Raw genomic sequence first — 14,429 nt, forward strand, 5'->3', positions numbered from 1 at the left:
CCGGGGGCGAACGCGCACTCGATGCGCTTGGCATCCTCCGCGCTCATCTTGCCGGCCTTCACGGCACCGACGGCCTCGAAGGAGTCGATGATCGTGATGTCCTTCTCCGTACCGTCACTGAGCTTGACCCAGCCCGGCGCGATCGATCCGGCGTACAGGAACACGGATGACAGGTCGAGTCGCGCGGCCGCCATGAGCATGCCGGGGATCGACTTGTCGCAGCCGGCGAGCAGCACAGAGCCATCGAGGCGCTCCGCCATCATCACGGTCTCGACGGAGTCGGCGATGACCTCACGGCTCACGAGCGAGAAGTGCATGCCCTCGTGGCCCATGCTGATGCCGTCGCTGACGGAGATGGTGCCGAACTCGAGCGGGTACCCGCCGCCGCCGTGCACGCCCTCCTTCGCCGCCTGCGCGAGGCGGTCGAGGCTGAGGTTGCACGGGGTGATCTCGTTCCACGAGCTCGCGATGCCGATCTGGGGCTTGTCCCAGTCTGCGTCGCCCATGCCGACCGCGCGGAGCATGCCGCGGCTCGTCATCGCCTCGATGCCGTCGGTGACGGTGCGGGAGCGGGGCTTGATATCGGGCTTGTTCTCAGAGGGCTGGCTGGGCGTTTCCGACATGGTACGAGTGTAAAGCTCGCCACACCCCGGTGCTTGCGCACCGTGGTTATGCCTGTTATCTTTTTGGTTAAGCCCATTAACCAAGGGAGCACCGGATGGCCCGCCAGGGACTCAACACCACCACCGTCATCGAGACGGCGGCCGACGTCGCCGACGAGGTCGGGCTCGAGCGCCTCACCCTCGCTCTCGTTGCAGAGCGCAGCGGGGTCTCGCTGCCCGCCCTGTACAAGCACGTCGGCGGGCTCGAGGCCGCACGCCGCGGCGTCGCGCTGCTCTCGGTAGCAGAGCTGACGGAACGCATGAGTGCCGTCGCCGCAGGTCGAGCCGGGCGTGACGCGCTCGCTGCGATCGCGGCAGCGTATCGGGCGTACGCGGTGCAGCATCCGGGTCGGTATGCCGCCTCGACCAAGGCGCCGGCCGCGGGCGATGTCGAGCATGAACGGCTCGGCGCCGCAGCAGTCGCCCTCATCGAGGCAGCTCTCGCGGGCTACCCCGCGCTCGACGTGCACGCCATCCGCTACGTGCGATCGGTGCTGCACGGCTTCGTCTCCCTCGAGACCGGCGGTGGCTTCGGCCTCCCCGTCTCGCTCGACACCACCTTCGCCGCCTGCGTCGACGCGATGCACGCAACCCTCACGAACTGGAGCACGACATGACCGAGTACCTCGACACCCCCGCCGGCCGCCTCGCCTACGACGTCACCGGCGACGGCCCCCTCATCGCCTGCCTCCCCGGCATGGGCGACCTGCGCCAGACCTACCGCCACCTCACTCCCCTGCTCGTCGACGCCGGCTACCGCGTCGCCACCATCGACCTGCGCGGTCACGGCGACACCGGCGGCGAGTGGCATTCCTACAGCCAGGCCTCTCTCGGCCGCGACCTTCTCGCGGTCGTCGAGCACCTCGGCGGCCCGGTCGCCGCGGTCATCGGCCAGTCGTTCACGCCAGACTCCGCGATCGTCGCGGCGGTAGAGAACCCGTCGATCGAGCGCGTGGTCATCATCGCGCCGTGGGCGAACACACCTCACCTCAACCCGGTGATGGCGGCGCTGCAGGGGCTCGTGCTGCGCGTACCCGCCTTCTGGGGTGCGTTCTACTCCTCGCTCTACCCGGGCGTGAAGCCGGCGGACTTCCGCGAGCACCTCGCCGCCGTGAAGGCGTCGGCCAAGCGCAACACCGGGCTCCCCCACTTCGGCGAGCCAGGAGTGAAAGACGCCGACGAGTATCGCGGGCGGCTCACGCAGCCCGCCCTCGTGATCATGGGATCGAAGGATCCCGACTTCCGCGACCCGCTCGCCGAGGCGACGACCATGAAGGATGACCTAGGCGGCCCCGCAGAGGTCGTCATGATCGAGGGCGCCGGCCACTATCCCCACGCGCAGTATCCGCGCGAGACGGCGGATGCCATCCTCGGGTTCCTCCGCCGCTAGCGCCCGGAGCTACTGCTCGTGCACGTCTCCCTCGCGGAGGTCGGCGAGCAGCGTGAGGGTGTGTGCGATCTCGGCGGGGCCGCGCACGCGGAAGTTGGCGAGGGTCGTGCCGTCGCCGGCCTTCACTCCGACGTCGTCGGGCCCGAGGGCGGAGAACGCGTCCTCGTCGGTCACGTCGTCGCCGGCGAAGAAGACGGCACTCGACTTCGTGTACGAGCGCAGGTGCTCGATCGCGTCGCCCTTCGTCGTTCCGCGAACAGAGAACTCGAGAACGTCTTTGCCGGTGCGCACCATGTAGGCGTCGATGACGTGGTCGAGCTCTTCGAGGGCCTCGAGGTGGGCGTGCCTGCTGTCTGCCTCGGTCGCGAGCCGGGTGTGCAGGGCGAAGCCAGCCGGCTTCTCCTCGATCCAGACCTGGTCGAGGTTCTCTGCTACCTCGGTGAGAACCTCGCCGAGGTAGTCGATCTGCCGGATCTCTGTCGTATCGAGGTTGAGCTCGACGTGCGGCTCGTCGAGGCGAAACTCCACGCCGTGCGAGCCGATCAGCAGCGTGTTGTCTGGCAGGCCGGCGACCTCCTCGAGGCTCTCGATGGATCGGCCGGACACGACGGCGACGCGGGTGCGCGGCATTGCCAGCAGCCGCAGCACGGCGTCCTTCGCGGCGGGGAGGGCTCGGGCGCGCGCCGGGTCGTCGACCTCGGGGGCAAGGGTGCCGTCGAAGTCGAGTGCCACGAGGAGGTCGCGGGTGCGTGCGAGCTCGCGCAGGGCTCCGACGAGGGGCTCGGGGAGTCGGGAGAACTTCGGGGGTGTGTCGACGTCAACCATGGGTCGGTGAACCTGATCTGCCTTTCGCTGCCTGTGCGCTCAGAACCTCGAGGAAAGCGGTCGACCATCGCGCCACGTCGTACTCGAGCACGCGCTTGCGCAGCGCGCGCATGCGAGCGGAGCGCTCGCGCTTCGGCATGCTGACCGCCGCGAGGATCGCCTCCTTCAGCCCGTCGATATCGTGCGGGTTGATGTGGAGCGATCGCTTCAGCTCGTCCCACGCTCCGGTGAACTCGCTGAGGATGAGCACCCCGTCGTCGTCGAACCGGGCGGCGCAGTACTCCTTGGCCACGAGGTTCATGCCGTCCCGAAGGGCGGTGACGAGCATGACGTCGGCGGCGAGGTAGAGGGCGACCATCTCCTCGCGGGGGTAGCCGTGGTGGTGGTAGCTGATGGCCTGGTGGCTCATGGTGCCGAAGTCGCCGTTGATGCGTCCGACGGTGAGCTCGATCTCGTCGCGCAGCTGCATGTAGGCCGCCACGCGCTCACGGCTCGGGCTCGCGACCTGCACGAGGGTGACATCCTCGACGTTCAATCGCCCCTCGGCGAGCAGCTCGCCGAACGCCTTGAGCCGGTGGCCGATGCCCTTCGTGTAGTCGAGCCGGTCGACGCCGAGCATGATCGTCTTGGGGTTGCCGAGCCCCTCGCGAATCTCTCTCGCCCGCGCCTGCACCTCTGGGCGCCGGGCGATCTCCTCGAAGCTGGCCGAGTCGATCGAGATCGGGAAGGCCTTGGCGATCACCTGGCGGGGCACGGTATCGGTCGGAACATCGATGATCGCCCCGTTGGTCGTGAACTTCTTGAGGCGGCGCACCGCCCTCGAGAAGTTGCTCGCATCGGCGACGCGCTGGAATCCGATGACGTCGGCCCCGAGGAGGCCCTCGATGATCTGGGTGCGCCACGGCAGCTGGGAGTAGATGCCATACGGCGGAAAAGGAATGTGGTTGAAGAACCCGATGGTCAGGTCGGGACGCAGGTCGCGCAGCATCTTCGGCACGAGCTGCAGTTGGTAGTCCTGCACCCACACGGTGGCACCCTCGGATGCGGTGGTCGCCGCGGTCGCCGCGAACCGCTGGTTGACGAGCACGTAGCTCTCCCACCACTCCCGGTGGTAGCTGGGAGCAGCGATGACGTCGTGGTAGAGCGGCCAGAGGGTGTCGTTGCTGAAGCCCTCGTAGTAGAGCTCGACCTCGGCCTCGTTGAGGGGCACCGGCACGATGTGCATGCCCTCGTGGTCGAACTCGGCGTACTCGAGGTCTGGCTGGCCTACCCACCCGATCCATGCGCCGTCGTTCGCCTGCATGACGGGCTCGAGCGCGGTGACGAGGCCGCCTGGCGACCGTGTCCAGCTCTGGCCGTTGCCGGCGTCGGCGACGTGATCGACGGGCAGGCGGTTGGAGACCACCACGAAGTCGTAGTCGCCCCGGGGAGTGCTGCTGGAGGTGCTCATGAAAGAAATCCGTCGTTGGGGCCGGTCACGTCAGTTTTTCCACGTTAGCAGCCGAGCCTGAGCGTCCTCCGACGCTCCGTTCTCCACAGATTCGGCTGCCCCCTTGCGCACCCCTCGTTCGGGGGATACAGTTTCGAAAGTTGAGGTCTTCTACGCCACGAGCCCCCGAGCGCCGAGCAGCCGCAACGACCCGAAGTAAACGTCCGTAGCGAGCTGCCCCCTCCTCGCACCTCGGATGCTCCCCCGCGATTGCCCCCGCGATTCGGTGCGGCCAGCCACACCGCTATTCGTCGCGCCTCCGTGGCGCCGTGACGCGTTCGCGACCCCACCGATCCGTTCACCCTGCCCTCGAGGACCCCCGATGCTCCCCCTTCCCCGCCCCCTCCCCGCCCGCTTCCCGCGACGTGCCATCGCTGCTGCCCTGCTCACCGGTGTGCTCAGCGCGACCCTCGTCACCGCCGTCGCGGCCCCAGCGAGCGCGCACACCCCCAGCGTCTCGGCAAGCTGCTCAACGCTCTCGGTCGCACTGCAGTACTACGCGTGGTCGGAGTCCAATCCGCGGCCCAACACCGTGACCGTCTCGATCGACGGGGCCGGCGTCGCCTCCGAGCGCTTCGGCGGGTCGTTCGTTCGCGACTTCTCGCTCGGCGACTCGACCAGGGCGCACACCTGGCGCGTCCTCATCGACGCCGTCGACAACTACGACCGCACGTTCGACGGCACGAGCGCGCCGTGCGCTCCGCCGACCCCGAAGGATGCCGCGGCATCGCTGCACACCACGCCAGCCTCGTGCAGCGCGGCCGCCACCCTCGTGCTCGACTCCGTCACCAACGCGACCTGGTCGGCCCCTACCCGCACGCAGGGCCCCGGCAACTACTCAGTCGTAGCAACGGCGGCGAAGGGGCACCTCTTCGACGACGGCACGACGACGAGAGCGTTCAGCGGCACCCTCGCCGGAGCTCTCGGCGCCGCAGCGCCCGGCTGCCAGCCGCCGACTCCGCCAACAACGACTCCCCCGCCCTCGACCACGCCGCCGGTGCCACCGCGGGTGACCCCGGTCGGGCCGAAGCCCGCACCCCTCCTGACATCGTCGCGATTTGTCGACGTCAGTTGCGCTGACGCACTGATGACCATCACCACGACACGCACCACCATCGACTGGGTGCTCAATGCCACCCGCACCGCCTGGATTCAGGCCGAGCCGGTCTCGACCACGACCACCTCGACCCATCGGGTGCTCCCCGGCGACTGCCCCGACGAGTCGGATGCCGGCGGCACTCCCCCGACTACCGGTGGCGACAACGGCAGCGGCAGTGGCAGTGGCGCAGCTGGTGGTGGCGCTGGCGGGGGCTCCGGCGGCGGCATGGTCGGCGGGGCGTTCGACCTCGGCTCCAGCGTCGGATCCGGCATCGGCGCAGGCGTCACCGCGGGGCTCGACTCGCTCGCCCACGCGGGCGCCGAGGCGATGGCGGCGATCTTCCTCGCCATCTCCCTGCTTGCTGCCGGAGGCATCATCCTCCTCCGCCGTCGCGAGGCAGAGCTGGCCGGGGGCGACGCACCACCGACGGAGGAGTGATCGCAGAGCCGGGCCGACGGCTACCATTGCGCCATGGCGACGACCCGGCTCTACAGGAATGGCGCGCTCGCCGTCGAGGGCTTCCCGGTCGCCGACATCTCCGACCACATCCTCGAGAAGGGCTGCACGGTCTGGGCCGACTTCGTCTCGCCGACCGAGGCAGACCTTGCGTCGATCGGCGATGAGCTCGGACTGCACCACCTGGCCGTCGAGGACGCGGTGCACGGCTACCAGCGCCCCAAGCTCGACCGCTACGAGTCGCACCTGTTCCTCGCCGCCTACGCCGTCAGCCTCGACCCGAAGACCGGAGAGCTGTTCACCCACGAGATCAAGGCGTTCATCACCAAGAACGCCCTCGTCACCGTGCACGATCACGACTTCAGCATGGAGAGCGTCGTCGCGCTATGGGAGAACGAGAAGGAGCTGGCCAAGTACGGCGTCGGCTTCCTGCTCTGGGGCCTGCTCGACCACATCGTCGACGGCCACTTCGACACGGTGCAGCAGCTCGACGGGCAGATCGAGCTGCTGGAGGATGTGCTGTTCGACGAACGGCCCCGCGAGCGCGAGGTGCAGCGCCGGTCGTTCGAGCTGCGCAAGAGCCTCGTGCTGCTTCGCCGCGTGGTGCTGCCGATGCGCGAGGTGGTCAACAGCCTCATGCGCCGCGACCTCGACATGATCAACCCGAAGATCGCGCCGTACTTCCAAGACGTCTACGACCACGTGCTGCGTGCGACGGAGTGGACGGAGTCGCTGCGCGACCTGGTGACGACGATCCTCGAGACCAACATCAGCATCCAGGGCAACCGCATGAACCTCATCATGAAGAAGGTGACCAGCTGGGCGGCGATCATCGCGGTGCCGACGGCGATCACGGGGTTCTTCGGCCAGAACCTCCTCTTCCCCGGCTTTCAGACCGCGTGGGGCGTCTGGGCCTCGACCGCGGCGATCGTGCTGGTCGGCGGCGCGCTCTACCTCTCGTTCAAGAAGCGCGACTGGCTCTAGGCGGGCTTCCACCCTCCATCGCGCGACGCCGCCGCCTCTGGTCGGGGGATGTTCCGTCGGTCATCCTCGGCCACAACAGGACAGCCCGGCAGGACCGTCCGACAGGAGCACGCACCGCACCGCGCGTCCTGTTCACGGGTCCTGTTTGCGCCGAGCGTGTCGCGGCGAATCGTGCTCGCGGCGAATCCGGTCTCCGACAGGCTCGTCAATCACCCACGACAGCACGGGCTCCCACCAGCGCCGGGCCTCAGGCACGCAGGGCGCGCAGCACCTGCTCGACATCGCTCTCGTCGTTCCACAGGTGGAAGCTCGCGCGCAGCCGACCGGCCCGCCCCGAGGCACGGATCCCCGCCGCCCCCAGCTTCTGCAGGTCGTGCCCAGACTCGTCTGGCCACGTCACGATCGCCTGGTGCTGCTGGGCGATGCCGAGGCCGTCGCACAGCGCGTCGCCGAGGCCGCTCGCGCGCGCCCAGACCTCGTGGATGTCGAGGCCGGCGAACAGGGCGATCGCCGGCTCTGCCCCGATCCACGCCTGCCACGCAGGAGAGACGTCGAAGCGGCGCGCGTCGGTGGCGAGCTCCATTCGGGGGCCGTAGGTGCTCGTCCACACATCCTGCCCGGCGTACCAGCCCGACTGCAGCGGGCGCAGCTGCGACGACATGCGGTCGCTGAGCGTCATGAATGCCACTCCGCGCGGCGAGCAGAGCCACTTGTAGGTGTGGCACACGGTCACGTCGAAGATGCTCGCGTCGACGGGCAGCACTCCGGCGGCCTGGGTGACATCGCAGAACGTCATCGCTCCGTGGCGCGCGGCAGCGGCGACGACGGAGTCGGCGTCCGCGACGGTGCCGGTCGCCGACTGCACGAGGGAGAAGGCGACGAGCCAGGTGGTGTCTGTCACGGCATCCGCGAGTCCGGCCAGCGGAACGACTCGCACATCGAGGTCGCCGCGGGCGATGAACGGGAACATGATCGAGGAGAAGTCGCCGTCGGGCAGCACGATCTCTGCCCCGACGGGCGCGGCAGCGGCAATGAGCGAGGTGAGCACCGACGTCTGCGAGCCGATGGCGACACTCGACTCCGGCACTCCGACGAGCGAGGCGTAGGAGGCGCGGGTGCGGGCGACGACCGGGTCGTAGCCCTGGGGGTCGCGATTGGCCGCAGCCCACGCGGCCAGATCGGCGGTGAGGGCCTCGACCGCCTCCCGCGGCGGCAGCCCGATGGAGGCGACGGCGAGGTATCCCCGCGGGTCACCGAACTGGGCGATTGCTGAGGAGAGCGCTGGGGAGGTCACGCATCCAGCCTCGCGATCCGCGATCCATGCCACAAGGGCATGTATTGGATGCATCTCATAACGTAGCGTTATGGTCATGGAGCCAGACCTCGACCTGCACTCCGTGCGCATCGTGCGCGCGATCGCCGAGCACGGCTCGATCAGCGCGGCGGCTCGTGCCCTCGGCTACAGCCAGCCGGCCATCAGCCAGCACCTGCGGCGGGCAGAGGTACGGCTCGGCACCGCGCTCGTGACCCGGGTTGGACGCGGCATCCGGCTCACGGAGCCAGGGCTCGTGCTCGCCCGCCACGCACTGACGATCACCTCGGCGATGGATGCCGCCGAAGGCGAGCTCGCAGAGCTCGTCGGCCTCCGCACTGGCACGGTTCGCATCGCGGCCTTTCCCACCGCATCGTCGACCATCGTGCCGCGGCTGCTGCGCAGCCTCCGCGACAGCCACGCCGGCCTGCGCGCGAGCTACATCGAGGCAGAGCCGCCGGAGGCACTCGGGATGCTGCGCGACGGTCTGGTCGACCTCGCCATCACCTTCGCCTACCCCGGCGACCGCGCCGACCCGCACCGGGAGGGAGAGGGCTCGCTCGAGACCACCGCGCTGTTCACGGAGCCCGTCGTGCTTGCCCTTCCCGCCGCCCATCCGCTCGCCGCGCGCGACACCGTCTCGCTCCGCGAGCTCGCCGACGAGCGCTGGATCGCCGGCTGCGCGCTGTGCCGCGGGCACCTTCTCGCCGCGTGCGAGGCGGTCGGGGTCGACCCGCTGATCGAGCTGGAGACCGACAATGCGCCCGCCGTGCTCACGCTCGTCGCCGCCGGGCTCGGTGTCGCGCTCCTGCCCCGGCTCGCACTCGCCACCGCGCCGATTCCGGCAGCGACCGCGGTGCGCGCGACGAGCCCGCTCAGCGAGCGCAGCATCCAGGTCGTCACGCAGTCGGGTGCATCGCGGGTGCCGAGCATCGCCGTCGCCCTCGCGGCGGTCGCGTCGCTCGACGGCGCCGACTGGGGCCTCGAGCGCGCGAACCGCCGTGGCTAGGCGGCCTGCGGCAGCAGTCCCAGCGCCCCGGCCCGTCGGGTGCGGCGGATGGCCAGCAGCGACAGCACAACACTGAGGATTCCGAACCCGGCCAGTGCGACCGCGGCGCCGATCACGGTTGCCGGCGATCCACCGGCGATGATGCCCTGCATCCCGCTCACGCCGTAGGTCAGCGGCAGGAACGGGCTGACCGCCTGGAACGGACTCGAGAGTAGCTGGATCGGGTAGATACCGCCCGTCGATGTCACCTGCACGGCGAGCACGAAGAGCGAGACCACGAGGCCAGCGCGCCCGAGACCGACGGTGAGGAGGTAGTGGAAGGCGGTGAACGCGAAGGCCGTCAGCAATGCAAAGCCGGCGGTCGCGGGAAGGTAGGCCCAGCTCACCCCGAGGGAGAGGTGCAGCAGCGCCACCAGCAGAGCCGCCTGGGCTGCCGTCACGGCACCGGCGCGAAGGAGCGCAGACCACACCAGCCGCCCGTTGTTCGCCGTGGAGGCGAGGGCCCGCCGAGTTACCGGGCGCAGCACGAGGAAGACGGCGAGCGCGCCAACCCACAGGCCAAGGGGAACGAAGAAGGTCGCGATGGCCTGGCCGACCTCCGACACCTCGTTGTCGGTTGAGACCGACAGGGCGACCGGATCAGACGCGATCTCTGCGGACGCCGCCGACGTCTCTGCGTCGTACGTGGGCACCTGCGCCGCGCCGTCCGAGAGGCCGGAGGCGAGCTCGTCGGCTCCGCTCGCCAGCTGCGAGGCTCCGTCGACCAGGGCAGGGCCGGAGGCAGCGAGCTGCGATGCGCCGGAGGCGCTCGACCGGATGCCGCCCTGAACCCCCGAGATCGCCGACGAGGCCTGTGCGCTCAGCGCCGCCCCCCCGCTGCTGGCGCCCGCGAGGCCGTCGACGATCTGCTGCAGCGCCGCCTTCTCCTGGGGGGAGACAGCGGGGTTCTGCTGCAGGCCGGCGTTCAGCTGGCTGAGGCCGCCCGACAGCGAGCTGACCCCGCTCGTGTAGCTCGAGATCCCACTCGAGAGCTGGGTCAGCCCGGAGGCTCCAGAGCTGAGACGGCCGAGGCCGTTCGAGAGCGACGAGACTCCGCCGGTGTAGGAGCCGAGGCCGCTGCTCAGCGAGGAGGCTCCGTCTCCGAGCTGGCTCGCGCCATCCGCCGCGGTCTGCAGGGAGACGCCGACGTCGCCGAGCCCAGCCGTGAGCCCGCCGATGTACTGCGCGGTGATCTCGTTGCCGAAGGTCGACACCATGGTCTGGCCGACAACCTGGGCGACCGATCCGGTCAGGTAGGAGTGCGCGTCGTCGGTGCGGATCGAGACGTCGGCCTGCTCTGGCGAGTCGGTCGAGATCGACAGGATGGAGCTAGAGAAGTTCGACGGAACCGTGAGGATCGCGTAGACCTCACCGGCGGCGAGGGCGGCCTCCGCGTCATCCGCGTTGGTGATGACCCAGTCGAACCCGTCGGTCGCCCCGGTGAGCTCAGTCACGAGCTGCCGTCCGGCGAAAACGGGCTGCTCTGTGCCGTCGGGCAGCGTGCGGTTGACGAGGGTGTCCTCGTTGACGACGGCGGCCGGGATGCGGTCGAGCGCCGTGTCGGACTGCGAGAGAGCCCCGACGAAGAGGCCTGCGAACGCGAGGGGCACGAGCACGACGGCGCCGAGCCCGGCCCAGCGGATGAGCCGCCGGCGACGGGATGCAGGGTCAGAGGTGATGGACATCAGTTGCCTTTCGAGGCCGAGATCGGCGCGAGGGAGTAGAGGTCGATGACGAGGAGGGGACGCCCGCCGGTGTCGGCCGGCTCGATGGCGCGAGCCGGGATCGGGCTGCCGACGACGATGGTGGTGGTGGCTGGGGCGAGTCGGTGCACGGCACTGAGGAAGGCCGCCTCGTCGTCGGTCGACGCGAAGGAGTCGAGCTGGTCGAGCATGACGACCGGCGTCCTCTCTGCGATGGCGATCATCGCGAGGGCCACCGACCGCTCGAGCTGGGGAAGCTCGACGAGGCTGCTCGAGGCGCGGACCACGGTGCTCGACCCGACCTGTGCGAGCACGGAGTTGACCCGTTCGAGCCAGACGCGGCTTCGGCCGCGGGTGTTCAGCATGCGGTACCACGGCTGGGTCAGCTCGAGGCGCTCGCGCAGCAGCTCTCCGACGGTCGCGCTGACCGCGCCGCGGGGGCTTGCCCCCACGTCGGCGAGGGCCACGAGGGATGCGGCCGCGGCCGACTCCGATGGCAGCGGGTGCCCGGCCACCTGGGCGCGACCCGCGAGCGGCGCGAGTCGTCCGGCGAGCGTCGCCGCGAGCAGGCGGCGGTCGACGGGGTCGCCGCTCGCCACCGCGATCGCGCCGGTGGGGATGGCAATGGTGACGGGTCCGACGGAGCGCTCGCGCGATCCGGCCACGAGGTATTCGGCCGAGATCGACTCGCCGCGTCGCGACTGCGCCCACGCGAGGGCGTCGATGTGCTCGCGCAGCTGCTCCCCCTCGATGTCGACGTTGGGAAGGAGGCGGCCGAGCCACTTCGGCATCCACCAGGCGGCTCGCCCGAACAGCGCCATGAGGGCGGGCACGAGGGTCATGCGCACGAGGAATGCGTCGAAGGCGACGCCGACGGCGAGTCCGAGGGCGATGGCCTTGATGGTTCCCATTCCCTCTGGAACGAAGGCGAAGAACACGAAGAACATGATGAGCGCGGCCGCCGTGACGACACGTGCGCCATTGGCGAAGCCGTGCTCGACGGCGTACCGCGCGTCGCCGGTGCGCACGAACTCCTCGCGCATGCCCGAGACAAGGAAGACCTCGTAGTCCATGGCGAGCCCGAAGAGCACGGCCATGAGGATGATCGGCATGAAGCTGAGGATCGGCCCGGTGGTCTCGACGTTGAGCAGGTCGGCGAACCAGCCCCACTGGAACACGGCGACGATGACACCGAAGCTCGCAACGACCGAGAGCAGGAACCCGATGGCGGCCTTGATCGGCACGAGCACGGAGCGGAACACCATCATGAGCAGGATGATCGACAGGCCGACGACGACGAGTCCGAAGGGAACGAGGGCGTCCGACAGGCGCTGCGAGATGTCGATGCCGACGGCGGTCGACCCGGTAACGAAGATCTCGGTGTCGTACTGCCTCTCGATCGACGGTGCGAGGTCACGGATCGCCTGCACCAGCTCCTTGGTCTGCGTCGAGTCGGGGGCGCTCGAGGGGATCACCTGGAGGATCGCCGTGTCGAGCTCCGGGTTCGGCAGGCCCTGGCTGACGTAGTCGACGTCGTCGAGGGCGCCGAGCTCGTTGCCGATCGACTCGAGGTCGTCCATGAAGGTCGTCGACTGGGTGATGTCGACGGCGATGACGAGCGGTCCGTTGAAGCCGGGGCCGAACGCCTCGCTCGTGATGTCGAATGCCTCGCGCGTGGTCGAGCCCTCTGGCTGCGAACCACCGTCGGGAAGGGCGAGCTCGAGACTCAGCGCCGGAATCGCCAGTGCACCGAGGATGCCGACAACGGCGATCACCGCGACGATCGGCGCCTTGAGCACCAGCTTCACCCAGCGGCGGCCGAGCGCGGGCTTGGAGTGGTCGATGGCGCGCTTGAGGGCACGGCCCTTCGGCATGAGCCTCGACCCGGCGAGCCCGAGCATGGCCGGCACGAGAGTCGTTGCGACGCCGATGGCGATGAGCACGGCGACGGCCGCCCCGATACCCATGACGCTGAGGAACGGGATCTGCACCACGAGAAGGCCGAGCAGGGCGATGATGACGGTGACACCGGCGAAGACGACGGCGGAGCCCGCGGTGCCGACGGCCATCGCGGCAGAGTCCTCCGGATCCTGCCCCTCGGCGAGCTGCTGTCGGTGGCGAGAGATGATGAAGAGCGAGTAGTCGATGCCGACCGCGAGGCCGATCATGACGGCGAGCAGCGGAGCAGAGCTCGAGACCTCGATGAACGCGGAGATGCCGAGGATGCCGCCGGCCGCGATGCCGACACCGAGGATGGCGCTGATGAGGGGCATGCCGGCGGCCAGCAGGGATCCGAAGGTGATGACGAGCACGATGCCGGCGAAGAGCACGCCGATGCCCTCGGTCACGGTGAGGGTCGGGCTCGAGTCCTGCAGCACCTGGCCGCCGAACGCGACGGTGAGTCCCGCATCCTCGCCGATTGCCGCTGTGGCGAGCAGCTGGTCGATTGACTCCTGGGCGACGTCGCTGGAGACCCCGGCGAACTGCACCTTCGTCAATGCCACCGACTCGTCCTTCGAGATCGCGTAGCCCGCGTACTCGTCGTAGGGGGTGACCACCGCCTCGACGCCGTCGATCTTCTCGATGGCGGCCGCTTGCTCCTCGATGGCCGCGCGCACATCCTCGTCGTTGACCGATGCGCCGTCGGGCGCCTCGGAGACGACCTGCACGCTCGCGCCAGCGACCTGCGGGAACACGGCCGAGAGGCGGTCGAGGGCCTCCTGCGACTCGGTGCCGGGAATGACGAACGAGTCGGCGCTCTGGCCGCCGAGAGCGATGCCTCCGCCGAGCACGGCGCCGATGAGGGCGATCCAGATGCCGATGACGAGCCAGGCGCGGCGGAACGAGAACCGGCCGAGGCGGTAGAGAAGAGTGGCCATGGGGTGCTCCTAGGCGGTGATCGGACGAACGGGAACGGGGGCGAGAAGCTCTGTCACGATGGTGATGAGAGCAGCCCTGGTCTCGTCGCGCGTTTCGGCCGGCTGCAGCTGGTACTGCTGCTGGCTGGCCATCATGTAGGCGGCACCGCCGAGGGCGATGCCGAAGCGCATGCGCTCCAGTGCGCTGTGCGTGGTGGAGGCGAAGTAGGTGCCGACACGAACAGCGAGCGCGTTGGCGCGGTCGAACACGGGAACATCTTCGAGCGATGGGCCCTGGTTGATGAACATGTGCACCTCGAGGGTGTGCTCGAGCAGCAGGTCGACGAAGTCGTCGATGAAGGCCTCGCGGTCGTCGTGCGAGGCGTTGTTGGCCTCGAGCTTGGCGACCATGCCCTCGAAGCGCTCGAGGGCTGGCGCGATGGCGGCCTCGAGCAGCGCCTCCTTCGAGGCGAAGTGGTAGAGCACGCTCGACTTGCTGAGCCCGGCCACCTCGGCGATGCGCTGCAGCGACGTTGCGCCGTAGCCCGCGCGGGCGAACTCCGCGAGCGCGATGGTGCGCAGCTCCTCGTGACTTGACATGGA

At 69.4% G+C, this 14,429-nt stretch carries 12 protein-coding genes; 5 read left to right on the plus strand and 7 right to left on the minus strand.

What is annotated here, in order from left to right:
• Positions 1–623: dihydroxy-acid dehydratase domain-containing protein (locus tag AC14A7_RS12000; RefSeq protein ID WP_484009349.1), on the minus strand; the 623-nt coding region annotated here is incomplete at its 3' end.
• Between the two features lie 95 nt (positions 624–718).
• Between AC14A7_RS12000 and AC14A7_RS12005 the strand changes: the two genes are divergently transcribed.
• Together AC14A7_RS12005 and AC14A7_RS12010 are read left to right on the plus strand one after the other, a co-directional pair.
• Positions 719–1,279, plus strand: a complete 561-nt coding sequence (locus tag AC14A7_RS12005; protein WP_484009351.1) for a TetR/AcrR family transcriptional regulator — start codon at positions 719–721, stop codon at positions 1,277–1,279.
• Positions 1,276–2,052 carry an alpha/beta fold hydrolase gene (locus AC14A7_RS12010; RefSeq protein ID WP_484009353.1) on the plus strand — a complete coding sequence of 259 codons (777 nt, stop codon included), beginning with the start codon at positions 1,276–1,278 and terminating at the stop codon, positions 2,050–2,052. The genes AC14A7_RS12005 and AC14A7_RS12010 overlap by 4 nt, the downstream gene beginning before the upstream one ends.
• A 9-nt stretch (positions 2,053–2,061) precedes the next feature.
• Here AC14A7_RS12010 and otsB read toward each other — a convergent pair whose 3' ends face one another.
• Positions 2,062–2,877, minus strand: coding sequence for a trehalose-phosphatase (gene otsB, locus AC14A7_RS12015; RefSeq protein ID WP_484009355.1), 816 nt, complete (start codon positions 2,875–2,877; stop codon positions 2,062–2,064).
• Positions 2,870–4,327, minus strand: a complete 1,458-nt coding sequence (locus tag AC14A7_RS12020; protein WP_484009357.1) for an alpha,alpha-trehalose-phosphate synthase (UDP-forming) — start codon at positions 4,325–4,327, stop codon at positions 2,870–2,872. The genes otsB and AC14A7_RS12020 overlap by 8 nt, the downstream gene beginning before the upstream one ends.
• Positions 4,328–4,688: 361 nt before the next feature.
• On the opposite strand from AC14A7_RS12020, the gene AC14A7_RS12025 reads away from it, so the two are divergent.
• Both AC14A7_RS12025 and AC14A7_RS12030 read left to right on the plus strand, forming a co-directional pair.
• Complete coding sequence (locus AC14A7_RS12025) at positions 4,689–5,903, plus strand: hypothetical protein (RefSeq protein WP_484009359.1); 1,215 nt, start codon at positions 4,689–4,691, stop codon at positions 5,901–5,903.
• Positions 5,904–5,936: 33 nt separating this feature from the next.
• Entirely contained in the window at positions 5,937–6,905 is a 969-nt protein-coding gene (locus AC14A7_RS12030; RefSeq protein WP_484009361.1) for a magnesium transporter CorA family protein, read from the plus strand.
• Positions 6,906–7,152: 247 nt separating this feature from the next.
• On the opposite strand, the gene AC14A7_RS12035 is transcribed toward AC14A7_RS12030, so the two are convergent.
• Complete coding sequence (locus AC14A7_RS12035) at positions 7,153–8,199, minus strand: aminotransferase class V-fold PLP-dependent enzyme (RefSeq protein ID WP_484009362.1); 1,047 nt, start codon at positions 8,197–8,199, stop codon at positions 7,153–7,155.
• Positions 8,200–8,275: 76 nt separating this feature from the next.
• Here AC14A7_RS12035 and AC14A7_RS12040 point away from each other — a divergent pair, with 76 nt between their 5' ends.
• The gene (locus tag AC14A7_RS12040) at positions 8,276–9,226 is read left to right on the plus strand and encodes a LysR family transcriptional regulator (RefSeq protein WP_484009364.1); all 951 of its coding nucleotides are present in this window, start codon (positions 8,276–8,278) and stop codon (positions 9,224–9,226) included.
• Here the strand turns inward: AC14A7_RS12040 and AC14A7_RS12045 are convergent.
• From AC14A7_RS12045 to AC14A7_RS12055, 3 genes are read right to left on the minus strand one after another with little or no spacing between them, the layout of a single operon-like run.
• Positions 9,223–10,950, minus strand: a complete 1,728-nt coding sequence (locus AC14A7_RS12045; protein ID WP_484009366.1) for a YhgE/Pip family protein — start codon at positions 10,948–10,950, stop codon at positions 9,223–9,225. The genes AC14A7_RS12040 and AC14A7_RS12045 overlap by 4 nt on opposite strands.
• On the minus strand, positions 10,950–13,847 hold the full coding sequence (locus tag AC14A7_RS12050; RefSeq protein ID WP_484009367.1) for an MMPL family transporter: 2,898 nt from the start codon (positions 13,845–13,847) through the stop codon (positions 10,950–10,952). The genes AC14A7_RS12045 and AC14A7_RS12050 overlap by 1 nt, the downstream gene beginning before the upstream one ends.
• Positions 13,848–13,856: 9 nt before the next feature.
• Positions 13,857–14,426: a TetR/AcrR family transcriptional regulator gene (locus tag AC14A7_RS12055; protein ID WP_484009369.1), complete on the minus strand. Its 570-nt coding sequence runs from the start codon at positions 14,424–14,426 to the stop codon at positions 13,857–13,859.
• Between the last annotated feature and the right edge of the window lie 3 nt (positions 14,427–14,429).

The organism is Conyzicola sp. (assembly GCF_057073975.1).